This is a genomic window from Pseudophaeobacter sp. 1A16562, assembly GCF_041008785.1.
Classification (GTDB): Bacteria; Pseudomonadota; Alphaproteobacteria; order Rhodobacterales; family Rhodobacteraceae; genus Phycobacter; species Phycobacter gallaeciensis_A.
Genome location: NZ_JAXGFT010000005.1, coordinates 48,809 through 71,591 on the forward strand (window position 1 = coordinate 48,809; position 22,783 = coordinate 71,591).

Consider the following 22,783-nt stretch of genomic DNA (forward strand, 5'->3'; position numbering starts at 1 on the left):
TCCCGTCATTGGGTGACCTCCTCATCTGCGCGCACCATCCAGCCAGTGACCGACGCCTCGGGCTGCAGCACTTCGCGGGCGACGGCGATGATTTCATCCGCAGTGACCGATTGCAGGATATGGGGCCACTCCTGCACGTCCTCCACCGTCAACCCGGAGGTCAGCGCCTGACCATAACGATTGGCGATCCCATCCACATTGTCGCGCGCATAGATTTCCGCCGCGCGCAGTTGCAGTTTGATCCGCTCCAGCTGATCGGGGTCGACACCCTCTTCAAGGAAGCGCGCAAAGGTTGCGTCAAGCGCATCCTCAGCCTCCTGCATCCCGACGCCCTCGGCCGGGACAACCAGGAAAGAAAAACTGGTCTTGTCCAGCGACACCCCCGAATAGAAGGCACCGGTATAGACCGCCAGCTGCTGATCGAATTGCAGCGCATTGGCCAGATAGGAGGTATTGCCGCCCCCCAGCAGTTCAGCCAGCAGATAAAGTGCCGCCGCCTTTTCCTGCGCGCCGCTGTTGCGTTCCGGCGCCAGATAAGAGCGCTGCACATAGGGCTGTGCCACGCGTGGATCGCGATAGACCATGCGCCGCTCTGCCGTCTGCGGTGGCTCCTGGCTGCGGAACCGTTCCGGCAGGTCGGGGTTCGCCGGGATCACACCGTAGTATTTTTCGGCCAGCTGTCGGACCTCTTCGGGTTCCACATCGCCCGAAACCACCAGAATGGCATTGTTGGGCGCATAATAGGTTCCGTAAAATGACAGCGCGTCCTCCCGGTCCAGCGTCTCCATTTCATGGCGCCAGCCGATCACCGGCTGACCATAACGGTGGTTCAGATACTGTGCCGCACTCAGCTGTTCGCGGAACAGAGACCGCGGATCGCTGTCGGTGCGCTGGTTGCGCTCTTCCAGGATCACCTCACGCTCGGTGACGATCTCCTCCTCGCTGAGGCGCAGATTGACCATACGGTCGCTTTCCATCTGCATCATCAGTTCAAGCCGGTCCGCTGCAATGCGCTGAAAATAGGCGGTGTAGTCATAGCTGGTGAAGGCATTATCCCGGCCGCCATTGGCTGCCACCGTCGCCGAGAGCTCTCCCGGCTCCATCTTGTCGGTGCCCTTGAACAGAAGGTGCTCCAGAAAATGCGCGACCCCGGACTGACCCGGCGGCTCATCCGCGGATCCGGCGCGGTACCAGACCATATGCTGAACCACTGGCGCGCGGTGATCCTCGATCACCACCACGTCCATGCCATTTTCAAGGGTAAAGGCCGTCACCATGTCCTCAGCCGGTTCTGCAGCGCGCAGCGGCACGGCAAGAACGGCTGTTACAGCGATGGCGGCCAGTGCGATCCGTCGGATCATGCGGCGTCCTCCAATAGATTTCTCCAAAGACATGCTGCCTCTGTCCGTCACATCCGGGGCCTGTCGGGCTGTGCAAAGACAGCCACCAGCGCACCCGGCATAGTCCTACCCATATTGGGGATGTCTTGACGAACCGCAACCTAAGCCAAGGTCGCAGGGAGGCAAGGCGCCCTGTCACGATAGCGAATTGTCAAAATTGTGAACGTGCTAACCCGCCCGGCGGACGGCCATCCGGTCAAGCTGCGCAGCAGAGGCGCGGCTCACTCTCCGCTTGGAGGCGGCGCAGAAGGGGTTGCCACACCGGCGCGGCGGAACTGTTCGGTTGTCTCGAACGGGTCCAGTGTCTGCTTGGCGTAGATCTGCTCATAACGGTCGACAGGGAACAGGCGGATCCGCCCGGTGATGCGCTTTTTCTTGAGGAACTTGGTGTCTTCCTCTGCCAATTCCTGACGCACCGTTGGCGACACACCATAGCGGCTGGAAGCACTGACCAGCGCCAGATCCGAGGAGGATACACCCTGTCCAGGAACCAGCGCAGAGGGCTTGCCGCCCAGCGCCGCGACCGCATCGGCTTGAGGCGTCGGATCAGCGATATTGCCTGCGCCCGGTGTTGGTTCCGGCAGACTGCTGTAATCTGCGGGCTCGTTCAACGGCTTGTTCGGTAGCACAAGGAATTCATCCGGCCCGGTCCCGGTCTTGCGAATATCACGCAGACCTTTTTGCGAGCAGCCCGCGACGGCCACCGCGCCTACCAGAACAATCATGCCGAAAGGGATCCGCATTCCCAGTTACTCCTGCCAGTTTCCCTGCGCTTTTAACGCATATTGCACCCGAGGTCACGCGGGCTTTTTTGCGCTCCGGTCGAACAGGATCAGCCCGATGGCACCGGCAAAGATGAACACATCGGCGATATTGAACACGAAGGGATTGTTGATGCCGCAGCAGGACATGTTGAGGAAATCCAGCACATAGCCATAGAGCAGCCGATCCGCGACATTGCCCAGCGCGCCGCCGATCACCAGCCCCGCCGCCAACGCCATCCAGCGCGCGCGGCGATGCGAGCGGCGAATCCAGATGGCCAGTACGGCACAGATCAGCAGCGAGAGGCCGATCAACACCCAGCGCGCCGTATCCTCGCCACCATCGAACAGGCCAAAGTTGATGCCGGTGTTCTCGCCATAGCGGAAATTCAACAGCGGCGGCAGCACGTCGATGCTCTGGCGCTGGGACAGGCCCATCCAGTGAATCACCAGATATTTGCTGGCCTGATCCAGAAGAAAGGCCCAGAACGCGCCCCAGAACATCATACGCACTGCCATTTTCCGCTTGGTTCCCGCTGATCAGTGACGGAAGTGGCGCATGCCGGTAAAGACCATGGCAAGCCCAGCCTCATTGGCCGCCTTGATCACCTCATCGTCCCGCATCGAACCGCCCGGCTGGATCACGCAGGTGGCGCCAGCAGCCGCAGCCTCCAGGAGACCGTCGGGGAAGGGGAAGAAGGCATCGGAGGCCACGGCAGAACCTTTGGCCAGGCTTGCGTCCAGACCCAGTTCATCCGCCATGCGCTGCGCCTTGGCGGCGGCCACATTGGCGCTGTCCAGGCGGCTCATCTGGCCGGCGCCGACACCCACGGTGGCACTGCCTTTGACATAAACGATGGCGTTGGATTTCACGTGTTTGGCCACTTTCCAGGCGAACAGCAGGTCCTGCATCTGTACATCCGTGGGGGCCTTTTCGGTGACGACTTTCAGATCGTCCATGCCGATGTATCCCACGTCCTTGTCCTGCACCAGAACACCGCCAGAGACCTGCTTGTAGGCGGTGATCGCCTTGCGCGGATCGGGCAGCGCGTCTGTCAGCAAGAGGCGCAGGTTCTTCTTGGCGGCAAAGATCTCTTTCGCCTCATCCGAGGCACCCGGCGCGATTACCACCTCGGTGAAGATCTCGGTGATCTTGGCGGCGGTTTCGGCGTCCAGCGGCTGGTTCAGCGCCACGATGCCACCAAAGGCAGAGGTGCGGTCGCAATCGAATGCCTTCTGGTAAGCCTCGGCCAGGGTAGCTCCACGCGCCACGCCGCAGGGGTTGGCGTGCTTGATGATGGCGACGGCAGCGGTTTCCGCCGGATCGAACTCGGCCACCAGCTCATAGGCCGCATCGGTGTCGTTGATGTTGTTGTAGGACAGCTCCTTGCCCTGCAGCTGCACGGCGGTGGCAACACCCGGACGGTTCGAGCCATCGGTGTAGAAGGCCGCTTTCTGGTGGCTGTTTTCGCCATAGCGCAGAGTCTGCTTCAACTCACCGGCAAAGGCGCGGCGGCGCGGTGCTTCCAGCTCCAGCGCGCCTGCCATCCAGTTGGAAACAGCCGCGTCATAGGCTGCGGTGCGAGCATAGGCGATCTGCGCCAGGCGTTGGCGGAAAACATAAGAGGTCTGACCGTCGTTCGCGTCCAGCTCGGCCAGCAGGGCGTCATAGTCTTCGACGTCGGTCACCACGTTGACGAACAGGTGGTTCTTGGAGGCCGCGCGGATCATCGCCGGGCCGCCGATGTCGATATTCTCGATCATCTCGTCATAGTCGGCGCCACGGGCCAGTGCCGCCTCGAACGGGTAGAGGTTCACCACCAGAAGGTCGATGGCGCAAATGCCGTGTTCGTTCATCGCCGCCACATGGGCGTCATTGTCGCGCAGCGCCAGCAGCCCGCCATGCACCATCGGGTGCAGGGTCTTCACGCGGCCGTCCATCATTTCCGGGAAACCGGTGACGTCAGAGACGTCCTTGACGTCCAGCCCCGCATCGCGCAGCGCCTTGGCGGTGCCGCCGGTGGACAGCAGCTCGACGCCACGCTCGGCCAGCGATTTGCCAAGGTCAATCAGACCGGACTTGTCGGATACGGAAAGCAGCGCACGGCGTACGGGGTGAAGATCGGTCATGGCAGGGCGGTCCTTTGCAGGCTCAATCAAAAATCTCGGGGTCGTCCCGGTTCAGGTCGCGCACGGCTTCGGCAGTTTCCTGTGCCTTGCTGAGCGTCCACCGGACGCGGGTTGCATAGTCGATGACCCGGCCAGATAGAACGATCTGTTTTGACGCACGCGGCTTCAAGCGGGTCTTTTCCAGGTAAACGCCCGGCTCCAGCTTCAATTCGCAGGTGCCGTCATGGCGGAAAACCCAGATTTCGCCGCTCTTGAGCGCCATGGATACCGCCGCGCCGCCCAAGTCAAGGGTTGCATCCACTTCCGGGTGCAGATGCAGGCGGATATCAAAGCCGATCCCGCGTTCTCCATGGCTGTCCAGCGCCTTTGAGCAGCGCCGCTCGGCCGCCTCATCCAGCGCTACCAGCATGTCCTCGCCCGCCAGCGCACGCCCGTCAAATCCCAGATCCAGCGTGCGCGCGTGGGTCAGACCGAATTCGCGCGCGTATCCGTCATGGCCGCCCTGAAACCGGCTGCCATCGCTGAGCTGCTCCAGCTGAATCTGCACGTCGGTGGGGCCGCCAACCAGTTCCTCCTGACCGGTGCCGCGACTGGGCGGTGCCAGCCGGGCGCTGGAATGGCCCTCCAGGCAAAGGGTCGAATGCGATGGTGTGGCCCGCCCGGCGCGGCGCCATTCCAGACCAAAGGTTTCCCCAGAGCCGCAGTTGACGATCAAAGGCCGCCGCCCCGAGGTCAGTTCAAAGGCAAGGGTGGAGGCATGACCGTTAGCCGAGGCCCGCCCCTGCGGTGGCAAGGCCGCGTCAATCACCACCGAGGTCCGGCGTGCCGACAAGCGGGCATAGCCCATCGCCAACCCTTCGACCGGGCGCGCCGATACGTGGCTGGCCGCCAGCGCGTGATCCAGCCAGCCTTCCAGCCCCCGGCCGCCACCGTGGAACCGTGCCAGCCCGCCATCGCTGTGGCGCAGGGTGCGCAGCGTCGGTGCAATCCGTTCAATGGCCGCGGTCTGCGCCGCTGGCACGCTGCGCCCGGCTTCGTGCAGGGCCGCGGCAGTCCAGGTCAGCAGGGTAAAGACCTCAAGCAGTTCTTCGGGATTGCGGGTCGGCAATCCGCCCTGCGCGTCGATCTGCCGGTCGCATTCTGCGCTCAGGGCACGGATGGCGGGATCAGCCAGCGCCTCCTGCCCCTGAAGGGCAAGCCCCGCATAGATCAGCCCCGCCAGCGCCTCGAATCGTGGCAAGCCAGGCGTGGCCCCCTGCCAGCGATGGGCCAGGAACCATGTCTGTTGCGATAGCGAGCGAAAGAAGGCCTCGGATTCCGCACGTTCCTTGCCGTTCAGCAGGAAAATCGCATGGTTGATCCATCGAATCACGCGCCGCCCTGTCAGATCCGGCGACCAGCCGGGCCCCGAGCCGCGCCCATGCGCCTTGATCCAGCCCCAGACCCAATTCTGCGCCTTGACGCGGGCCTTGATATCGCCGACCGCCGCCAGATCGTCGAGCCAGGCAAAACCGTGCCGCTCGGCGTCAAAGGCGGCGTCCGGCGCCGTCACTTCCCAAAGCCCGGTGGTTGTCGATTCGACCAGATACCCCGCCAGCAGCAGGTTCCCCGCCACCAGCTGCCGGCCGCGGGCAAAGCTGCCAATGGTGCGGGGTTCAGGCTGCGATACGAATCCCGTCGCCGCAGGCTGCTTGCGCGCCCGCCAGGCATATAACCGGTTCAGCAGGCGGGTGCTGCGCCCCGCCATTCTATCGTATCTGGACATGCTCTTCTGCCTCACGCCGTTGGCGTTTTGGGCGCAGCATAACCCGGGGAGGGGTTCAAGTCACCGACGAATGCGACACCCTCCGGCGGCACCGGCGGAATTGCCCCGCCGGGCAAAATCAAAGCACGTTCCGGTGGGAGAAAGGTCAGCCCGCCTTGCGCAAGAGCGCCATGTAAAACCCATCCAGGCTGCCCCGATCCGCCCAGTAATCCGGACGCAGGCGCAAGCCGCCTTCCTCGGTGATCCAGGCCGGATCTGTGCCCAGACCGTCAAAACACTCACGGTCGGCTGTCATGTCCGGAAACATCTCAAGCGCCTCTTCGACCTGGCATTCGCCCTCATCCGGCAACAGGGAGCAGGTGCAGAACACCATGCGCCCGCCGGGTTTGACCAGATCCCAGGCATGGGCCAGCATCTGCGCCTGCAATTCAATGAGCCCGCCGAATTCGCTGCCATCCTTGGCATGGGGCAGATCCGGGTGGCGCCGGATCGTTCCGGTGGCCGAACAGGGTGCATCCAGCAGCACCGCATCGAATTGCCCGGTCTGCTCCAGTGCATCACCCACAATCAGATCCGCACTCAGCCTGGTGCGGGCAAGGTTTTCGCGTAGGCGCTCCATCCGTCCGGCAGAGGCATCGACGGCGGTCACCTGCGCCCCGGCTGCCGCCATCTGCATGGTCTTGCCGCCCGGTGCGGCGCAAAGATCCAACACCTGTTCGCCGGGCTGCACATCCAGCATCTGCGCGGGCAGCGCTGCGGCTGCATCCTGCACCCACCAGTCACCGGCCTCATACCCCGGCAAGGCCGAAACCTGACCGGCATCGGACAGGCGCCGCGATCCGGTGGGCAGGAGTTCCCCGCCCAGCGCCGATAGGTCCGCACCGGGTTTGGCGGTGATATCCAGCGGCGCGCCTGCAAAATGCGCAGCCTCCATGCCCAGCACCGCCTCAGCGCCCCAGGCCTGCACCAGCGGCTTGCGCAGCCAGTTCGGCAGGCGGGGAATGCGCAGCTTGGCCCATTCCGCAGGCCCCTGATCGGCAACCTTGCGCAGCACCGCGTTGACCATGCCCTTCAGCTGACCATGGCGGCGGTGTTTCGACACGATGGTCACCATGGCATTGACCACCCCGTGGGCGGCCCCGCCCGAGCACAGCTCAACCGTGCCAAGGCGCAGTGCGTTCATCACCGTCAGCGGCGGTTTCTTTTTCAGGTGCTTCTGCAGGATACGGTCGGCACGCTCCAGGCTGCGCAGCACTTCCAACGCCAGCCGCTGGGTGCGGGCGCGGTCCTGCGGCTGCAGTTTTTCAAGGGCGCCCGCCGCAAAACATTCAGCCAGAAGCCGCCCCTCACCCAGCACCTGATCCAGCAGGTAGATCGTGGTTCTGCGGGCCTGCAGCGCATCGGGGGCTTTGTCGGACATCGGGTCTCGGCTTTCTATGGCGGCGTAAAGCCAGCAAGGGATCAGAAGGGCTTTGCGTCTCGGCGGCTTGTTCCCGCCGGACAGGGGCGTATATCATGGCCCAAGCATAAAGGAACCCGCGATGAGCGACGAGACCACGCCGGAAGGCCCCGCAGAAAAAGACCTGCCCCCCGCAGCCAAACGCGCCCTGGCCGAAGCCGAAGAGCGCCGCAAGGCCGAAGCTGCCAAGGCACCACCCCCGACCGAGCTTGGCGGACGCGACGGCCCCGACCCCGCCCGCTATGGCGACTGGGAAAAGAAAGGCATAGCCATCGATTTCTAATCGGCAGCGTTCCTTCACCGCCCCTTGTTCAGGTTGGGGGCGGCACCATGACAGCCAAAAGGTGACGGCTTAAAGTCCCAGCACGTCGATCATGTCGTATTCACCGGGGGATTTGTCCTGCCCCCACAGCGCCGCCTTCAGCGCGCCACGGGCGAACAGGGCGCGGTCGGTGGCCATGTGGCGCAACACGATGCGTTCTCCGGCACCGGCGAACAGCACGTCATGCTCCCCGACGATGTCACCACCGCGAATCGCGGTGAAGCCGATATCGCCGCGTTTACGCGCACCGGTAATACCGTCGCGGCCCCGGTCCGAGACATCCGCCAGATTGACCCCGCGCCCTTCGGCGGCGGCTTCGCCCAGCATCAGCGCAGTGCCGGAAGGCGCGTCGACCTTGTGGTGATGGTGCGCCTCGATCACCTCGATATCGAAATCCTCGTCCAGCGCAGCGGCGACCTTCTTGGTCAGCTGCACTAGAAGGTTCACGCCCAGGGACATATTGCCCGCACGTACGATCACCGCGTGACGCGCGGCGGGCGCCAGCTGGGCGATCTGTTCATCCGTCATGCCGGTGGTGCCGATCACATGCACGGCGCGGGCCTGCGCAGCAAGGGCGGCAAATTCCAGCGTGGCCTCAGGCGCGGTGAAATCGATCACCGCCTGCGCCTTGGAAAAAGCCTCAAGCGCATCATCGGTGACGGTGACACCCACAGGCACGCCGCCCATCGCCTCACCCACGTCGCGGCCGACCCAATCGTGACCGCCGCGTTCCACCGCACCGACAAGGGTCGCCTTGTCGCTGTCCAGAACCGTCTTGATCAGCATCTGCCCCATACGACCGGATGCTCCGGTAATCACGATCCCCGGTTTATGAGTCATTGGCCCGATCCTTTTCGCTGGCTGGCGCTTCGTTCTTTTGCTGGTTTTGTCCTACCGTCTTGCGCACGTCTTGGCAAAGGGCAGCTTTCGGCATAGATCGAAGATATGGCAAAGAACAAATTCCACGATGGCCCCGGCCCCTCTCAACGTCAGCTGCGCGTCGGCGAACTGATCCGCCGCACCCTGTCCGAGGTGCTGGCGCGCGGTGATGTGCATGACCCCGAACTCAACCGCATGTCGATCACGGTGGGCGAGGTGCGCATTTCACCCGACCTGAAGATCGCCACCGCCTATGTGCTGCCGCTCGGCGGCAAGGGGCAGGACGAGGTGCTGAAGCTGCTGGCCCGCAACAAGGGTGAGCTGCGCCGCATGGCGGGCAAGAAGCTCGGCCTCAAATACGCGCCGGATCTGCGGTTCCAGCTGGATCAGACCTTTGATCAGATGGATGACACCCGCCGGATGTTGAACCAGGACGCGGTGCGCCGCGATATCGACGATTGATCCTGCGGGCGGCAGTTGCGCTTGCCGCCTTTTGCCTGGGGTTGTCGGCCTCTGTCGCCGCAGCCGTCGAATGCCGTGACGCCTCTTATGATGGCAGCCGCTACACCATCTGCGAAGTCGACGCGGGCAAGGAAGAGTTGCGGCTGTTCCTGCGGAACGCAGAGGGGAAACCCTACGGCCATTTTGCCGCCATCGATGCCGACCTTGGCAAAGAGGGAAAGTCCCTCTCCTTTGCCACCAATGCCGGAATGTATCACGCCGACCGCTCTCCGGTCGGGCTTTATGTCGAGGATGGCCAGCAGGAAATGCGGCTTGTCCCCAATGCGGGCCCCGGCAATTTCGGCCTGCTGCCCAATGGTGTCTTCTGCATCAACGATAACCGCGCCGATGTGATCGAAACGCTGAAGTTCCGTGACAGCGGCGCCAGCTGCCGCGATGCCACCCAGTCGGGGCCGATGCTGGTGATCGACGGGGAGCTGCACCCGCGCTTCCTGCCGGATTCGACCTCCTACTACGTGCGCAACGGTGTCGGCACCTCGGCAGACGGGCAGCGCGCGGTCTTTGTCATTTCGCGCAACGCGGTGACATTCCACCAGTTCGGCAGCCTGTTCCGCGATTACCTGAATCTGCCCAATGCACTCTATTTTGATGGCAATATCTCGCGCCTGCACGCGCCTGAGCTGGGCCGGTCGGATGCCGGTTTCTCGATGGGGCCAGTGGTGGGCGTCGTCGAATAGCCGCCGTGCAGCCCGCCTGAGCATAGACGGGGCATAGAAATGGCGCCACAACAGACCCGGCACAATTGACAGGCTGTTCTGGCTGCGCTACCCCGCGCGCCTCTTTCAGCATCATCGAGGAACAGGCATGGCACGCAAACGCAAGGGGCGCGATATTTCCGGCTGGCTGGTGGTGGACAAGCCCGCGGGGCTGACCTCGACCGCTGTCGTGAACAAGGTGCGCTGGGCGCTTGAGGCCAAGAAGGCCGGCCATGCGGGCACGCTTGATCCCGAGGCGACGGGTGTTCTGGCGGTGGCCCTGGGTGAGGCAACGAAGACGGTTCCCTATATCACCGACGCGCTGAAGGCCTATACCTTCACCGTGCGGCTGGGGCAGGCGACCAACACCGACGATGCCGAAGGCGAGGTGATCGCCCAGAGCGATGCGCGCCCTTCCGACGACGAGATCAAGGCCGCGCTGGGTCAGTTCATCGGTGAGATCATGCAGGTGCCGCCGAAATTCTCCGCCGTGAAGATCGACGGGCAGCGTGCCTATAAACTTGCCCGCGATGGCGACGAGGATTTCGAGATCGCCGCCCGTCCCCTGTGGGTCGAGGAGCTGGTACTGATCGACCGTCCGGATGCCGATCACGTGGTGCTGGAAATGACCTGCGGCAAGGGGGGCTATGTCCGCTCCATCGCGCGCGATCTGGGTGCCGCGCTTGGCTGTCATGGCCATGTGAAGGAGTTGCGCCGGATCTGGTCCGGCCCCTTCGATGCTGCCGATGGGCTGTCGCTGGAAGAGATCGAACGGATGCAGCGCACGCCGGAACTCGACACCCATCTGCGCCCGCTGGAGGAAGGTCTGGCTGACCTCCCCGAGCTGAAATGCACGCCCGAAGGTGCCACACGCCTACGCAACGGCAACCCGGGCATGGTGCTGGCCTCCGACGTGGAGTACGGCGACGAGGCCTGGGCCTCGATTGACGGAAAGGCCGTCGCCGTCGGCATCTACAAGGCGGGTGAGCTGCACCCGAGCCGCGTCTTCAACCAGTAACGCCCGCGCTTGCCCCTCCGGGGGCAGCGTGGCATCCCTGCCCCATGATCACCCGCAGCCATACCAAGGGCGATGCGCCCTCCACCGCCGTCTATTCGGATTGCGAGACCTATCGCTATAGCCTGACCCGCGTCTGGGATCCAAAGGGGGCAAAGGTGATGTTCGTGATGCTGAACCCCTCGACCGCGACCGAGGTACAGAACGACCCGACCATCGAACGCTGCGAAAGACGGGCGCGCACGTTGGGGTTTGGCGGCTTCCGGGCCACCAATATCTTTGCCATCCGCGCCACCGACCCGCGGGTGATGCGCGCCGCCAAGGATCCCGAAGGGCCGGAGAATGAGGCCGCGATCCTATCCGGCGCAGAGTGGGCCGATCAGATCATCTGCGCCTGGGGCACCCATGGCGCCCACCGCGATCAAGGTCCCCGCATTGAGAATGCGTTAAGGGCGACCGGACAGCCTCTGTTTCACCTTGGCCTCAGCAAACACGGCCATCCGAAACACCCGCTTTACATCGCCTACAGCCAGCAGCCGCAACCCTGGGCATGATCCCAAAGGCGCCGACCCCGGTATTGTTTCGTTAACCGATGTTCCCGGTTTGTTTTGAGGCAAATCCTTAATTGTGCGAGAGTATACTCAGGGATAGAAATTTGTTGCGTAAGGAGTGGGGCCGATGCTCTGGTTGGCCGGCCTTTTTGGTCTTGTGGCTGTTGGCGGGGCCATGTTTGTGGATTTCAGCGGCGGTGACGACGATCTGAACGACACCGACGACTCGGATGAGGCAGCGGGCGAAGGCTCCGGTGAGGACACCGGAGCCGTCATCGTGCCGCCTTCCGAATTTCTGAACCCCGACGACCCGGACAGCACCGCTACAGATGACGGCTCTGCCAGTGGCAGCGGCGACACCGGGACGACCACCGATGGCGAAACCGGTGACGGCACCGACAGTGCCACGGATGGGCTCAACCTGTCCGGCACCGATGAACCCGAACTGCTGACCGGCAGCGATTGGGCCGATATTCTGTTCGGTGGCGATGGCGATGACCAGCTGGACGGCAACGAAGGCGACGACTCCCTGTCTGGCGACGGCGGCCATGACGTCCTGCACGGTGGCGACGGCGATGACACGCTTGCGGGTGGCTGGGGACGTGATCTGCTGCATGGTGAAGACGGCGACGATCACATTGCTGGCGAGGATGGCGATGACACGCTGTATGGTCACTTCGGCAATGACACCCTGACCGGCGGCGGGGCCGAGGATGTGGCCCACGGCGGACAGGGTCACGACGTGCTGAGCGGCGGCGAAGGCAGCGACGCGCTGCATGGCAACGATGGCAATGACACGCTGAGCGGCGGCACCCAGAACGACACGCTGTTCGGTGGCCGGGGCAACGATCTGGTCTGGGGCGCCGATGACGATGACACCAGCGATTTCCTGAACGGGGGCGATGGCGACGACACATTGGTTGCCGGAGCCGGGGATATCGTCACTGCGGGCAGCGGCGCCGATCTGATCATGGCCGGAGATATCGACGGAGCCCCGGATGGCGACCAGCCCCCTGTCGAACTGGTCGATTATGATCCCGAAGAGGACCAGCTCATGGTTTTCTGGTCCCCCGGCAGCGAACCGGAACCGGAGATCACCGTGGAACAGGATCCCGATGCCCCGGATGAGCAGGTAATCCGCGTGAACGGCACCGAGGCCTTGCGCGTGAGTGGTGCCGCGCCGCTATCGGCCTCGGACATTCAACTGGTCGATGTGAACGATCCGACCTTCGCCGACCTGCTGCCCAGCTGACCGATCCGATTGCGGCCTGAACCGGCACGGATAGACGGCTTGCAGGGTTGCGCCTTTGCTTCTCTCGTGATTGTTATGTCATAACATAACATTTGGAGCAAACCATGCAGGATTCTCGCCTTCCCGTCACAGTGCTGTCCGGATTTCTCGGTGCGGGCAAAACCACCTTGCTGAACCGGGTGCTGAACAACCGCGACGGGCGCCGCGTCGCCGTGATTGTCAACGACATGTCAGAGGTGAACATCGACGCCGATCTGGTGCGCGCCAATACGCCCGAGCTGAGCAAGACCGAAGAAACCCTGGTGGAACTGTCCAACGGCTGCATCTGCTGCACCCTGCGTGACGATCTTCTGACCGAGGTTCGCCGCCTCGCGGAAACGGGCCGGTTCGATTACCTGCTGATCGAATCCACCGGCATATCCGAACCGCTGCCGGTGGCGACGACCTTTGATTTCCGCGATGAGGCTGGCGTCAGCCTGTCCGACGTTGCGCGGCTGGATACCATGGTGACCGTGGTCGATGCGGTGAACCTGCCGGATGACTTCTCCAGCCACGATCAGCTTGGCGACCGGGGCGAGACGATGGGCGAAGCGGATACCCGCAGCCTTGTCCACCTGCTGACCGACCAGATGGAATTTGCCGATGTGGTGATCCTCAACAAGGTCACGGACGCAGGCCCAGCCCGCACCGATGCCGCGCGCAAGATTATCCGCAGCCTCAACGCCGATGCCCGCATTATCGAGGTGGATCACAGCCAGGTCGCGCCCGAAGATATCCTCGACACCGGCCTGTTCGATTTTGAAACCGCGCATGAGCACCCGATGTGGGCCAAGGAGCTTTACGGTTTTGCCGACCACACGCCCGAAAGCGATGAATACGATATCCAGTCCTTCGTCTTTCGCGCCCGCGCGCCCTTTGATCCGGTGGCAATCCACCGGGTTCTGAATGCGGATCTGCCCGGGGTGATCCGCGCCAAGGGCCATTTCTGGATTGCCACCCGCCCCGATTGGGTGGCGGAATTCTCCCTTGCCGGTGCCCTGTCCAGCGTTGCCCCGCTGGGCACATGGTGGGCCACGGTCCCCGAAGAGCGCAGGCCCACTCATGCCCAAGCGCAGGCCTATCTGCAGGCACATTGGCAGGAACCCTTCGGCGATCGCAGGCAGGAACTGGTGTTCATCGGCAGCGGGATCGACTGGCCGCGCCTGAAGGCGCAGCTGGAGACCTGCCTGATGACGGTTCCCGATGCGGACGCGCTGGAGAGGCTGAAGGATCTACCCGATCCTTTCCCGCGCTGGCGCCGGGCCTGAGCGTCAAGGGCGGAAAACCGGGAGGCGGCAACATCTCCTTTGCTTTTTGCCGCAAAACCGCCTATACGCCCGCATCTGCCGTGGAATCGCGGCAGACTTCTCCATGGGCCTGCGCTGGACGACATCCCGGCCTGCGCCATTCCTCTAACCTTTTCAAAGGAGACCCCGATGTCGATTACTGCTGAAGAAAAAGCACGCCTGATGAAAGAATTCGCAACCAAGGAAGGCGACACCGGTTCGCCCGAAGTCCAGGTTGCCATTCTGACCTCGCGCATCAACACCCTGACCGAGCACTTCAAGACCCACAAGAAAGACAACCACGGTCGTCGTGGTCTGCTGAAGATGGTTGCTCAGCGTCGTAAGCTGCTGGACTACACCAAAGGCAAGGATGAGGCCCGTTACCAGGACCTGATCAAGCGCCTGGGCATCCGCCGCTAAGCGCGACATTTGCATTTCGATGCATGCGCCCGTTCCGAAAGGAGCGGGCGTTTTTTATTGGCGGGAACCGGACGGGATGTGGTCGGCCCACCGCCAGCCCTCGTTTACCGGCTGCCGACCTATGATATAGGGTTTCACTGCGTGTGAAGCGCGCTTTCCCAGCTCAGACAATGAAAGAGCAGAAATATGGAACACCTGACCTCGGGAAGCTGCTCGGGAAGCTGTCTGTGCGGAGCTGTCCGGTTTCACATCCACGGCGCATTCGAAAGCTTCTTCCTGTGCCATTGCGCGCGCTGCCGCAAGGACAGCGGGTCCGCGCATGCGGCCAATCTGTTTTCCACCCAGGCAGAGATTGAATGGCTAACCGGGCGGGACAGGGTCAAGAGTTTCCAGTTGCCTGAAACACAGCACGTCAAAAGCTTTTGCACGGATTGCGGATCAGCGCTGCCGACGCTGCAGATGGATGGCGCCCTGCTGGTCGTGCCCGTAGGTGCGCTGGACAGTGAGATCCCTATCCGGCCCACGGCCCGCATCTGCTACGCCAGCCGCGCGGCCTGGACCGATGCGATTGAGACTGTGAAAACCATCGATGGGCTTCCCGGCTAACCGATCCCCTCCATTCACCTAGCGCAGTAGATCCAGCCGGGACAGGGTCAGCCGTGATTGTCGGCACAGCGCCTCATTCTTGCCGCCACGATAGAAACTGAGGGCAACGACCGCACAATAGAGCGCCCAGCCGCTGGCCCGTACCCACGTCCTGTCCTCCAGTTCCAGACGGTCGCGAAACGCGGTGCGGGCGGCAGGGTCCACCCAGGTCCAGGCCGCCGCATAATCGACGGCGGGATCGCCAACTGCCGACAGGCCCCAATCGATCACCCCCCGCAAGACACCATCCCGGGCAATCAGATTGTCCGCCTTCAGATCCCCGTGCAGCCAGACGGGTCGGTCCTGACCCCCGGCAGCGCAGGCGATTTCCCACAGGCAGCGTGCGCGCGGCGCGTCGATCTCATCTTTGAGGATGTCGATGGCCGGATGCACCACGTGGGCCAGGTCCTGCAGTGCGACGCCACGCCGGTTGTTGGACTCCCCCGCAACGGGTGCGCCCTCCGTGTCGGTCCGGTGCAGCGCCGTCAGAAAATCCGCAAGGCTTTGCGCCGCCGCAACCGGGTCCGCAATCTTTGCGGGGTTTGCGAGATCCCCTTCGATCCAGTCGAATATGCCAAAGGGCAGATCATCCCGCAGACAGCCGCGGTGCCGCAGCACCGGAACCGCAAGCGGCAGACCTTGTAGGCGCGGCAGCCAGTCCAACTCCTTGGCCAGATACTGAGTCGCCGACCACCGGCGCGGGACCCTCAGAACCATCTGCTCCCCGATACGGAGCATGCAATTGTCCGTCCCAGACGATTCGATGCGACTCCGCGGAAGGCCAGCCCATTGCGGCACCTCGGTCGCAAGGATATCGCCGACCATCGCGTCTCTGATTTCAATGTCGTCCGTGTCTTTGCTCATCAGGCGAAGCTAACCGCCCGATGGCCCCACCGGCAAGGAAGGGGCACGACCCGGCTCTGGGCGCATCGATAGCTTGCCGCTTCTATTTGATATGTTATCACATACCAAAGCAGCATTTCGAAGGACTCCCATGCCACACCCGCGACGCCGCAATCTGGGCGACACCGGCCTGCCCATCCGCAAACGTGCCGGAAATGCGATGACGGAGTACGACCGCTTGCCGCCCAGCCTGCGGGCCTGGATGCAAGAGGCCGCCCTGCCGTGGTCGCCGCGCTCTTGCCGCAGCATCTGGATGAAGGTGAAACAGGATGGCGGAACCGACCGGCAGGCCATTGCACGCCTTGCCGCTGTTGAGGCCGCAATGCTGAAACGCGCCGCAGAGGCGTGAACCTCCTTCCTGTAGGTCTCCACGAGCTGTTTTTCTTTCATTCCGGGCCAAAGTGATGTATGGGCCGGGCATCTGAGACGTTGCGCCATGGCCCCGGCGCTCGAAAGAAAGATGGAGGGGGCCGGCGGCAATGGGGCCGCCATGACAACGGGAGACCCGGGATACGCCTGGGAGTGCTCCCACTTAGGATGCTGACATGTTCAACGTTACGAAGAAATCAATGCAGTGGGGCGAGGAAACGCTCACACTGGAAACCGGCAAGGTTGCCCGCCAGGCAGATGGCTCTGTGATTGCCACCCTCGGCGAAACCTCGGTTATGGCAAACGTCACCTTTGCCCGCCAGCAAAAGCCCGGCCAGGACTTCTTTCCCCTGACCGTGCACTACCAGGAAAAATACTACGCCGCGGGTAAAGTGCCCGGCGGCTTCTTCAAGCGTGAGGCCCGCCCCACCGAGAAGGAAACCCTGACCGCCCGTCTGATCGACCGTCCGATCCGCCCGCTGTTCGTCCCCGGCTTCAAGAACGAAGTTCTGGTGATGTGCACCGTGCTGTCCCACGATCTGGTCAATGACCCCGACATCGTCGCAATGATCGCTGCCTCGGCTGCGCTGACCATTTCTGGCGCCCCCTTCATGGGCCCGATCGCCGGCTGCCGCGTTGGTTTCGAAGACGGCGAATACGTCCTGAACCCGACCGTGGACGACATGCAGGACCTGCGCCTGAACCCCGATCAGCGCCTGGACCTGGTTGTTGCCGGCACCAAGAACGCCGTGATGATGGTGGAATCCGAAGCTTACGAGCTGTCCGAAGCAGAAATGCTGGGCGCCGTGAACTTTGCCCACGAGCAGATCCAGCCGGTTCTGGACCTGATCATCTCGCTTGCCGAAGAAGCCGCCAAAGAGCCGTTTGACTTTGCCGCACCGGATTACTCCGAGCTGTATGAAGCAGTCAAAGCCGCTGGCGAAGAGCAGATGCGCGCCGCCTTTGCGATCTCGGACAAGCAGGAGCGCACCGCCGCTGTTGCCGCCGCACGCGAAGCCATCAAGGAAGCGCTGAGCGAAGAGCAGCTGGAAGATTCCAACCTCGGCTCTGCTCTGAAGAAACTGGAAGCCGGCATTCTGCGCGGTGACGTTGTCAAAACCGGCAAGCGTATCGACGGCCGCAAGACCGACGAGATCCGCGACATCGTTTCGGAAACCGGCCTGCTGCCGCGGACCCACGGTTCTGCCCTGTTCACCCGTGGTGAAACCCAGGGTCTGGTCGTGACCACGCTGGGCACCGGCGATGATGAACAGTTCATCGACGCCCTGCACGGCAACTTCAAATCCAACTTCCTGCTGCACTACAACTTCCCGCCCTATTCGGTTGGTGAAGTTGGCCGCGTGGGTGGCCCCGGCCGCCGCGAAATCGGTCACGGCAAGCTGGCATGGCGCGCGCTGCAGGCGGTTCTGCCCGCAGCAACCGACTTCCCCTACACCATCCGCGTGGTGTCCGAGATCACCGAATCGAACGGCTCCTCCTCGATGGCGTCGGTCTGCGGTGGTTCGCTGTCGATGATGGACGCAGGCGTTCCGCTGAAAGCACCGGTCGCCGGTGTGGCCATGGGCCTGATCCTCGAAGACGACGGCTCCTACGCAATCCTGTCCGACATCCTGGGTGACGAAGACCACCTCGGCGACATGGACTTCAAGGTTGCGGGTACCGAGAACGGCATCACCTCGCTGCAGATGGACATCAAGGTCGCAGGCATCACGCCTGAGATCATGGAAAAAGCCCTGGCCCAGGCCAAGGACGGCCGGATGCACATCCTTGGTGAGATGTCCAAGGCTCTGTCGGAAACCAACGCGTTCTCCGTCCACGCGCCGCGCATCGAGACCATGAACATCCCGACCGACAAGATCCGTGAAGTGATCGGTTCGGGCGGCAAGGTCATCCGCGAAATCGTGGAAACCTCTGGTGCCAAGGTCGACATCAACGACGACGGCGTGATCAAGATCGCTTCCTCCAACGGCGAGGCCATCCAGAAGGCCTATGACATGATCCACGCGATCGTGGCAGAGCCGGAAGAAGGCGCCATCTACAAAGGCAAGGTCGTGAAGATCGTCGATTTCGGCGCCTTCGTGAACTTCTTCGGCAAGCGCGACGGCCTGGTGCACGTCAGCCAGATCGAGAACCGCCGCCTGAACCATCCTTCGGACGTTCTGAAGGAAGGCCAGGAGGTCTGGGTCAAGCTGCTGGGCTTTGACGACCGCGGCAAGGTGCGCCTGTCGATGAAAGTCGTCGATCAGGAAACCGGCGAGCCCGCCGCGCCTGAAAAGAAAGAAGAAGCCGCAGACTGATCCGCAGCCTCGCTTCGAACAAGAAAGGCCCCGCTGGCAACGGCGGGGCCTTTTCTGTCAGCGCCGTTCAAGGAACTGCGGCCTTCCCCCTCATCGCGTTCCCCGATATGGATTTGGCCATGCACACCCTGATCATCCACATGTCCGGCAGCAGCAAACGCGGCGCAAATGTCGAACACCTGCTTTATACACTGCCGAATGCCGAGGTGGCCGAAGCGGTGAATGGCCGGACTGCGGTGAGTCACCATGTGCATCCGACGCGTCACGGCGATGTGCATGATCCGCGCTACCCCTTTCCCCTGTCACCAGGAGAGGTCGGCTGCTTCCTGTCACACCGTAGCTGCTGGCAGAGGATCGTGGATGCGGGCTGGGAGTATGCTTTGATCGTCGAGGATGATCTCTCGGTCGATCCGGAGGCATGGCAGACGGCGCTGTCGCTGGTCGAGGCGCACGCGGATGCGGACAGCTTCATCCGCCTGCCCGCCAAACGGCGCGAAAGCCCCGCTGCCATCATCGACCAAGCGGGCGAAAGCAAGCTGTTCCTGCCCCGGGTCATCGGCCTTCAGACCGTGGCGCAGGTGGTGGGGCGCAACGCGGCGGCGAACCTTCTTGCCGCCAGCACCACCATCGACCGGCCTGTCGATACCTTCCTGCAGATGCACTGGATCCACGGGCAACAGATCCAGACTATCCTGCCCAATGGCGTCAGCGAGCTGACCGAGGCACTAGGCGGATCGACCATCCAGAAAAAGAAACAGGGCAGCAAGCTTGCGCGTGAATTCAAGCGCACGCTTTACCGGGCTCAGGTCGCAGCACGCCCGCAAACTGCCTGAGGGTCCAGCAGACTGGACCCAAACCCGGGACTGTGCGATGAGACACAGCATGACACCCCTTGTTCAGACATTCCCCCTGCCGCGCTGCGCGCGAATTACCGTCCCGGCCTGACAGTCGGGCCGGGTGGTCGAACGCTGAACAACATATGCGCGCCACATAGAACCTGCGCGCGCCTTCAAGGGTTTCTGAAATGTCTCAAACACTTCCGACGCTGCACATTCTGTGCGGCAAGATCGCCTCTGGCAAATCCACTCTCGCCGATCACCTGACGCGCGAAGACAAGGCCGTACGCATTGCCGAGGACCAGTGGCTGAACACTCTCTTCCTCGGTGAGATAGAAACCGGGACCGATTACCTGCGTTGCACCGGGCGGCTACGCGAGACCGTGGCGCCTCATGTCATCGACCTGCTCAACGCAGGGGTTTCCGTGGTGCTGGATTTCGCCGCAAATACGATCCAGCAACGCGCCTGGATGCGCGGCATTCTCGACAGGACTAGTGCAAACCATCAACTGCATGTGCTGGATGTCCCGGAAGAAGTCTGCCTCACCCGGCTGCGTGCGCGAAATGCCAGTGGCGATCATCCATTCTCGGCAACCGAAGAACAGTTTCACCAGTTCTCGAAACACTTTGCCCTGCCCATGCCGCAGGAAGGGTTCAATATTGTGTTTCACACCACACCCGAAAAGGCACAACCGAAATGACAAAGGGGCCAAACGGCCCCTTTGCTGAACTTCAAAATGGTCTTCCGACTTATTCCGGCGCTTTGGTCTTGCGCAGGTAGGGGAAGATGGTTTCGAACTCACCAAACTTGGCCTTGGCGTCTTCGTTCGACACGGTCGGCGGGATGATCACGTCTTCGCCCGGCACCCAGTTGGCGGGGGTGGCAACACCGTTGCCGGTCGCCATCTGCAGACCGTCCAGCGCGCGCAGGATCTCGGCGAAGTTGCGGCCCACCGACATCGGGTAGGTCATCGACAGTTTCAGCTGCTTGTCCGGGCCGATGATGAAGACCGAGCGCACGGTGGCGCTGTCGGCCGGGGTGCGGCCGTCGGGCAGGTAGGCTTCGGCGGGCAGCATGTCAAAGGCCTTGGACACGGCAAGCCCTTCGTCCGCGATGATCGGGAAGCCTGCCGGAGTCTTGGCGTAGCTTTCGATGTCGCCCTTCCACTTCTTGTGGTCCTCGACACCGTCAACGGACACGCCGATCACCTTGGTGTTGCGCTTGGCCCATTCCTCGGACAGCTGCGCCACGGCACCGAATTCAGTGGTGCAGACCGGGGTGAAATCCTTGGGGTGGGAAAACAGGATCGCCCAGCTGTCCCCGATCCAGTCGTGGAAGGTGATGGTGCCCTGATCGGTCTCGGCGGTGAAATTCGGAACCACATCGTTGATGCGCAAACCCATGACGGTCTCCTCTCTGCGTTCACATTCAGTTTTCAATACGTACCTTGCTACGCAAGGTAATCAATCGCAGCGCAGGTTAAACCCCTGCGGCGTCAAGACCAGCACAAAAGTGCCAATCACCTGCGACAAAACGGAAAACCCTGGGTTTATCCGCGAAAACCCGCCTCACATAATTTGATCAAATTATGTGAATGTGGTCTTGCCCAAGGGTCAAGGCAGTGACACAGTGGCGCGCGAAAGCGTCGGTACAAACTGGCGAAACGTCTGATTTGGGAGATCTGGACATGATCGAGAAACGCGACTTTTACATCAATGGCCAATGGGTTGCTCCTGCGGCAGCCAAGGATCACAATGTCATCGATCCTTCCACCGAAGAACCCTGTGCAGTGATTTCCCTGGGATCCGAAGCCGATACCAATGCCGCCGTTGCCGCTGCCAAGGCCGCCCTGCCCGGCTGGATGGCGACCCCGGTAGAAGAGCGGATCGCGCTGGTGGAAAAGCTGATCGAGGTTTACCAGGCCCGCGGCGAAGATCTGGCCCAGGCCATGTCCACCGAGATGGGCGCCCCGATCGAGATGTCCCGCACCCAGCAGGTTGGCGCCGGCATCTTCCACCTGAAGAATTTTGTCCGCGCGGCCAAGGCGTTTGAATTTGAACGCCCCCTGAGCGACCGCTTCCAGAACGACCGCATCATCTACGAAGCCGTCGGTGTTGCCGCCCTGATCACGCCCTGGAACTGGCCGATGAACCAGATCACCCTCAAGGTGGGCGCCGCGGCCATCGCGGGCTGTACCATGGTTCTGAAACCTTCCGAGGAAAGCCCGCTGGATGCGATGATCTTTGCCGAGTTGATGGACGAGGCCGGTTTCCCCGCCGGTGTCTTCAACCTGGTGAACGGCGATGGCGCCGGCGTCGGCTCGCAGCTGTCCTCGCACCCGGATGTGGACATGGTGTCCTTCACCGGCTCGACCCGCGCAGGCACCGCGATCTCCAAGGCGGCCGCCGACACCCTGAAGAAGGTGCATCTGGAACTGGGCGGCAAAGGCGCCAACGTGATCTTTGACGATGCCGACGAAAAAGCGGTCAAGCGTGGCGTGCTGCACATGATGAACAACACCGGCCAAAGCTGCAACGCGCCCTCGCGGATGCTGGTTCAGAAAGGCATCTACGATCAGGCCGTGGCCACCGCTGCCGAAGTTGCCGCCAAGGTCACCGTCGGCCCGGCGTCCGAGGAAGGTCGCCACATCGGCCCCGTGGTCAATGAAACCCAGTGGAACAAGATCCAGGACCTGATCCAGCAGGGCATCGACGAAGGCGCGCGCCTTGTCGCCGGTGGCACCGGTCGCCCTGAAGGCTTCAACAAGGGCTTTTACGTCAAACCGACCGTCTTTGCCGATGTGAACAACCAGATGACCATCGCCCGCGAAGAGATTTTTGGCCCGGTCCTGTCGATCATCCCGTTTGAAACCGAGGAAGAAGCCGTCGAGATCGCCAACGACACGCCCTATGGTCTGACCAACTATGTGCAGACCCAGGACGGCGCCAAAGCCAACCGCATGGCCCGTGTGCTGCGCTCAGGTATGGTGGAAATGAACGGCCAGTCCCGCTCTCCCGGTGCGCCCTTTGGTGGCATGAAGCAGTCCGGCAACGGCCGTGAAGGCGGTATCTTCGGGATCGAGGATTTCCTGGAAATCAAGGCCGTCGGCGGCTGGTCCACCGACTGATTTTCAACCTCTATAAAATTAAAAAAGCCGCTCCTACCCGGGGCGGCTTTTCTTTTGCCTGTGCGGTGCACAGGGTCTTGCAGCTCCC

General features: G+C 62.5%; 23 protein-coding genes. 14 read left to right on the forward strand and 9 right to left on the reverse strand.

Annotation, left to right across the window (positions count from 1 at the left end; translation table 11 throughout):
• Nucleotides 1-5 precede the first annotated feature (5 nt).
• The 6 genes from SM764_RS08515 to SM764_RS08540 all read right to left on the reverse strand — a co-directional run bounded on the left by SM764_RS08515 (nucleotide 6) and on the right by SM764_RS08540 (nucleotide 7,476).
• Complete coding sequence (locus SM764_RS08515; protein WP_369001518.1) at nucleotides 6-1,361, reverse strand: M16 family metallopeptidase; 1,356 nt, start codon at nucleotides 1,359-1,361, stop codon at nucleotides 6-8.
• A gap of 260 nt (nucleotides 1,362-1,621) precedes the next feature.
• Nucleotides 1,622-2,143, reverse strand: coding sequence for a DUF3035 domain-containing protein (locus SM764_RS08520; protein ID WP_369001519.1), 522 nt, complete (start codon nucleotides 2,141-2,143; stop codon nucleotides 1,622-1,624).
• Between the two features lie 54 nt (nucleotides 2,144-2,197).
• Complete coding sequence (gene lspA, locus SM764_RS08525) at nucleotides 2,198-2,680, reverse strand: signal peptidase II (protein ID WP_065271806.1); 483 nt, start codon at nucleotides 2,678-2,680, stop codon at nucleotides 2,198-2,200.
• Between the two features lie 21 nt (nucleotides 2,681-2,701).
• Nucleotides 2,702-4,291: a bifunctional phosphoribosylaminoimidazolecarboxamide formyltransferase/IMP cyclohydrolase gene (purH, locus tag SM764_RS08530; RefSeq protein ID WP_369001520.1), complete on the reverse strand. Its 1,590-nt coding sequence runs from the start codon at nucleotides 4,289-4,291 to the stop codon at nucleotides 2,702-2,704.
• Between the two features lie 22 nt (nucleotides 4,292-4,313).
• Nucleotides 4,314-6,056, reverse strand: coding sequence for a heparinase II/III family protein (locus SM764_RS08535; RefSeq protein WP_274829843.1), 1,743 nt, complete (start codon nucleotides 6,054-6,056; stop codon nucleotides 4,314-4,316).
• 145 nt (nucleotides 6,057-6,201) lie between these two features.
• Complete coding sequence (locus SM764_RS08540; RefSeq protein WP_369001521.1) at nucleotides 6,202-7,476, reverse strand: RsmB/NOP family class I SAM-dependent RNA methyltransferase; 1,275 nt, start codon at nucleotides 7,474-7,476, stop codon at nucleotides 6,202-6,204.
• 121 nt (nucleotides 7,477-7,597) lie between these two features.
• On the opposite strand from SM764_RS08540, the gene SM764_RS08545 reads away from it, so the two are divergent.
• Nucleotides 7,598-7,798, forward strand: a complete 201-nt coding sequence (locus tag SM764_RS08545) for a DUF1674 domain-containing protein (RefSeq protein ID WP_065271810.1) — start codon at nucleotides 7,598-7,600, stop codon at nucleotides 7,796-7,798.
• Nucleotides 7,799-7,867: 69 nt separating this feature from the next.
• Here the strand turns inward: SM764_RS08545 and dapB are convergent, their stop codons facing one another.
• Nucleotides 7,868-8,677, reverse strand: coding sequence for a 4-hydroxy-tetrahydrodipicolinate reductase (gene dapB / locus SM764_RS08550; RefSeq protein WP_274833053.1), 810 nt, complete (start codon nucleotides 8,675-8,677; stop codon nucleotides 7,868-7,870).
• Between the two features lie 105 nt (nucleotides 8,678-8,782).
• Here dapB and rbfA point away from each other — a divergent pair, with 105 nt between their 5' ends.
• The 8 genes from rbfA to SM764_RS08590 all read left to right on the forward strand — a co-directional run bounded on the left by rbfA (nucleotide 8,783) and on the right by SM764_RS08590 (nucleotide 15,102).
• Nucleotides 8,783-9,178: a 30S ribosome-binding factor RbfA gene (gene rbfA / locus SM764_RS08555; RefSeq protein WP_065271812.1), complete on the forward strand. Its 396-nt coding sequence runs from the start codon at nucleotides 8,783-8,785 to the stop codon at nucleotides 9,176-9,178.
• Nucleotides 9,175-9,915: a phosphodiester glycosidase family protein gene (locus SM764_RS08560; RefSeq protein ID WP_490363075.1), complete on the forward strand. Its 741-nt coding sequence runs from the start codon at nucleotides 9,175-9,177 to the stop codon at nucleotides 9,913-9,915. The genes rbfA and SM764_RS08560 overlap by 4 nt, the downstream gene beginning before the upstream one ends.
• Nucleotides 9,916-10,042: 127 nt before the next feature.
• The gene (gene truB / locus SM764_RS08565; RefSeq protein WP_368947574.1) at nucleotides 10,043-10,951 is read left to right on the forward strand and encodes a tRNA pseudouridine(55) synthase TruB; all 909 of its coding nucleotides are present in this window, start codon (nucleotides 10,043-10,045) and stop codon (nucleotides 10,949-10,951) included.
• Between the two features lie 44 nt (nucleotides 10,952-10,995).
• Complete coding sequence (locus SM764_RS08570; protein ID WP_368947575.1) at nucleotides 10,996-11,502, forward strand: DUF1643 domain-containing protein; 507 nt, start codon at nucleotides 10,996-10,998, stop codon at nucleotides 11,500-11,502.
• A gap of 124 nt (nucleotides 11,503-11,626) precedes the next feature.
• On the forward strand, nucleotides 11,627-12,751 hold the full coding sequence (locus SM764_RS08575; RefSeq protein WP_368947576.1) for a calcium-binding protein: 1,125 nt from the start codon (nucleotides 11,627-11,629) through the stop codon (nucleotides 12,749-12,751).
• A gap of 104 nt (nucleotides 12,752-12,855) precedes the next feature.
• Nucleotides 12,856-14,058: a GTP-binding protein gene (locus SM764_RS08580; protein ID WP_369001522.1), complete on the forward strand. Its 1,203-nt coding sequence runs from the start codon at nucleotides 12,856-12,858 to the stop codon at nucleotides 14,056-14,058.
• A gap of 168 nt (nucleotides 14,059-14,226) precedes the next feature.
• Entirely contained in the window at nucleotides 14,227-14,496 is a 270-nt protein-coding gene (rpsO, locus tag SM764_RS08585; protein WP_019295116.1) for a 30S ribosomal protein S15, read from the forward strand.
• Between the two features lie 186 nt (nucleotides 14,497-14,682).
• Complete coding sequence (locus tag SM764_RS08590; RefSeq protein ID WP_369001523.1) at nucleotides 14,683-15,102, forward strand: GFA family protein; 420 nt, start codon at nucleotides 14,683-14,685, stop codon at nucleotides 15,100-15,102.
• Between the two features lie 18 nt (nucleotides 15,103-15,120).
• Here the strand turns inward: SM764_RS08590 and SM764_RS08595 are convergent, their stop codons facing one another.
• Nucleotides 15,121-16,005, reverse strand: a complete 885-nt coding sequence (locus tag SM764_RS08595) for an aminoglycoside phosphotransferase family protein (protein WP_369001524.1) — start codon at nucleotides 16,003-16,005, stop codon at nucleotides 15,121-15,123.
• A 130-nt stretch (nucleotides 16,006-16,135) separates the two neighbouring features.
• Here SM764_RS08595 and SM764_RS08600 point away from each other — a divergent pair, with 130 nt between their 5' ends.
• The 4 genes from SM764_RS08600 to SM764_RS08615 all read left to right on the forward strand — a co-directional run bounded on the left by SM764_RS08600 (nucleotide 16,136) and on the right by SM764_RS08615 (nucleotide 20,268).
• Nucleotides 16,136-16,393 (forward strand): DUF6525 family protein, encoded by a 258-nt coding sequence (locus SM764_RS08600; RefSeq protein WP_369001525.1) that lies wholly within the window; start codon nucleotides 16,136-16,138, stop codon nucleotides 16,391-16,393.
• Nucleotides 16,394-16,589: 196 nt separating this feature from the next.
• Nucleotides 16,590-18,731, forward strand: coding sequence for a polyribonucleotide nucleotidyltransferase (gene pnp, locus SM764_RS08605; protein ID WP_369001526.1), 2,142 nt, complete (start codon nucleotides 16,590-16,592; stop codon nucleotides 18,729-18,731).
• A 119-nt stretch (nucleotides 18,732-18,850) separates the two neighbouring features.
• Nucleotides 18,851-19,564 carry a glycosyltransferase family 25 protein gene (locus SM764_RS08610; protein WP_369001527.1) on the forward strand — a complete coding sequence of 238 codons (714 nt, stop codon included), beginning with the start codon at nucleotides 18,851-18,853 and terminating at the stop codon, nucleotides 19,562-19,564.
• 191 nt (nucleotides 19,565-19,755) lie between these two features.
• A complete protein-coding gene (locus SM764_RS08615; RefSeq protein ID WP_369001528.1) occupies nucleotides 19,756-20,268 on the forward strand; it encodes a P-loop nucleotide/nucleoside kinase family protein in 513 nt (170 codons plus the stop codon).
• A 49-nt stretch (nucleotides 20,269-20,317) separates the two neighbouring features.
• On the opposite strand, the gene SM764_RS08620 is transcribed toward SM764_RS08615, so the two are convergent.
• The gene (locus SM764_RS08620; protein WP_369001529.1) at nucleotides 20,318-20,971 is read right to left on the reverse strand and encodes a peroxiredoxin; all 654 of its coding nucleotides are present in this window, start codon (nucleotides 20,969-20,971) and stop codon (nucleotides 20,318-20,320) included.
• A 284-nt stretch (nucleotides 20,972-21,255) separates the two neighbouring features.
• Between SM764_RS08620 and SM764_RS08625 the strand changes: the two genes are divergently transcribed.
• Nucleotides 21,256-22,695, forward strand: coding sequence for an aldehyde dehydrogenase family protein (locus SM764_RS08625; protein WP_369001530.1), 1,440 nt, complete (start codon nucleotides 21,256-21,258; stop codon nucleotides 22,693-22,695).
• Nucleotides 22,696-22,783: the final 88 nt, after the last annotated feature.

What these genes read in the sequence shown, in the direction of transcription:
- rbfA (WP_065271812.1), top strand. Translation starts at nt 8,783, where the DNA reads ATGGCAAAGAACAAATTCCACGATGGCCCCGGCCCCTCTCAACGTCAG.
- truB (WP_368947574.1), top strand. Translation starts at nt 10,043, where the DNA reads ATGGCACGCAAACGCAAGGGGCGCGATATTTCCGGCTGGCTGGTGGTG.
- SM764_RS08545 (WP_065271810.1), top strand. Translation starts at nt 7,598, where the DNA reads ATGAGCGACGAGACCACGCCGGAAGGCCCCGCAGAAAAAGACCTGCCC.
- SM764_RS08575 (WP_368947576.1), top strand. Translation starts at nt 11,627, where the DNA reads ATGCTCTGGTTGGCCGGCCTTTTTGGTCTTGTGGCTGTTGGCGGGGCC.
- SM764_RS08615 (WP_369001528.1), top strand. Translation starts at nt 19,756, where the DNA reads ATGTCTCAAACACTTCCGACGCTGCACATTCTGTGCGGCAAGATCGCC.
- pnp (WP_369001526.1), top strand. Translation starts at nt 16,590, where the DNA reads ATGTTCAACGTTACGAAGAAATCAATGCAGTGGGGCGAGGAAACGCTC.
- purH (WP_369001520.1), bottom strand. Translation starts at nt 4,291, where the DNA reads ATGACCGATCTTCACCCCGTACGCCGTGCGCTGCTTTCCGTATCCGAC.
- SM764_RS08535 (WP_274829843.1), bottom strand. Translation starts at nt 6,056, where the DNA reads ATGTCCAGATACGATAGAATGGCGGGGCGCAGCACCCGCCTGCTGAAC.
- lspA (WP_065271806.1), bottom strand. Translation starts at nt 2,680, where the DNA reads ATGGCAGTGCGTATGATGTTCTGGGGCGCGTTCTGGGCCTTTCTTCTG.
- SM764_RS08625 (WP_369001530.1), top strand. Translation starts at nt 21,256, where the DNA reads ATGATCGAGAAACGCGACTTTTACATCAATGGCCAATGGGTTGCTCCT.
- SM764_RS08595 (WP_369001524.1), bottom strand. Translation starts at nt 16,005, where the DNA reads ATGAGCAAAGACACGGACGACATTGAAATCAGAGACGCGATGGTCGGC.
- rpsO (WP_019295116.1), top strand. Translation starts at nt 14,227, where the DNA reads ATGTCGATTACTGCTGAAGAAAAAGCACGCCTGATGAAAGAATTCGCA.
- SM764_RS08610 (WP_369001527.1), top strand. Translation starts at nt 18,851, where the DNA reads ATGCACACCCTGATCATCCACATGTCCGGCAGCAGCAAACGCGGCGCA.
- SM764_RS08540 (WP_369001521.1), bottom strand. Translation starts at nt 7,476, where the DNA reads ATGTCCGACAAAGCCCCCGATGCGCTGCAGGCCCGCAGAACCACGATC.
- SM764_RS08520 (WP_369001519.1), bottom strand. Translation starts at nt 2,143, where the DNA reads ATGCGGATCCCTTTCGGCATGATTGTTCTGGTAGGCGCGGTGGCCGTC.
- SM764_RS08600 (WP_369001525.1), top strand. Translation starts at nt 16,136, where the DNA reads ATGCCACACCCGCGACGCCGCAATCTGGGCGACACCGGCCTGCCCATC.
- dapB (WP_274833053.1), bottom strand. Translation starts at nt 8,677, where the DNA reads ATGACTCATAAACCGGGGATCGTGATTACCGGAGCATCCGGTCGTATG.
- SM764_RS08590 (WP_369001523.1), top strand. Translation starts at nt 14,683, where the DNA reads ATGGAACACCTGACCTCGGGAAGCTGCTCGGGAAGCTGTCTGTGCGGA.
- SM764_RS08570 (WP_368947575.1), top strand. Translation starts at nt 10,996, where the DNA reads ATGATCACCCGCAGCCATACCAAGGGCGATGCGCCCTCCACCGCCGTC.
- SM764_RS08515 (WP_369001518.1), bottom strand. Translation starts at nt 1,361, where the DNA reads ATGATCCGACGGATCGCACTGGCCGCCATCGCTGTAACAGCCGTTCTT.
- SM764_RS08620 (WP_369001529.1), bottom strand. Translation starts at nt 20,971, where the DNA reads ATGGGTTTGCGCATCAACGATGTGGTTCCGAATTTCACCGCCGAGACC.
- SM764_RS08580 (WP_369001522.1), top strand. Translation starts at nt 12,856, where the DNA reads ATGCAGGATTCTCGCCTTCCCGTCACAGTGCTGTCCGGATTTCTCGGT.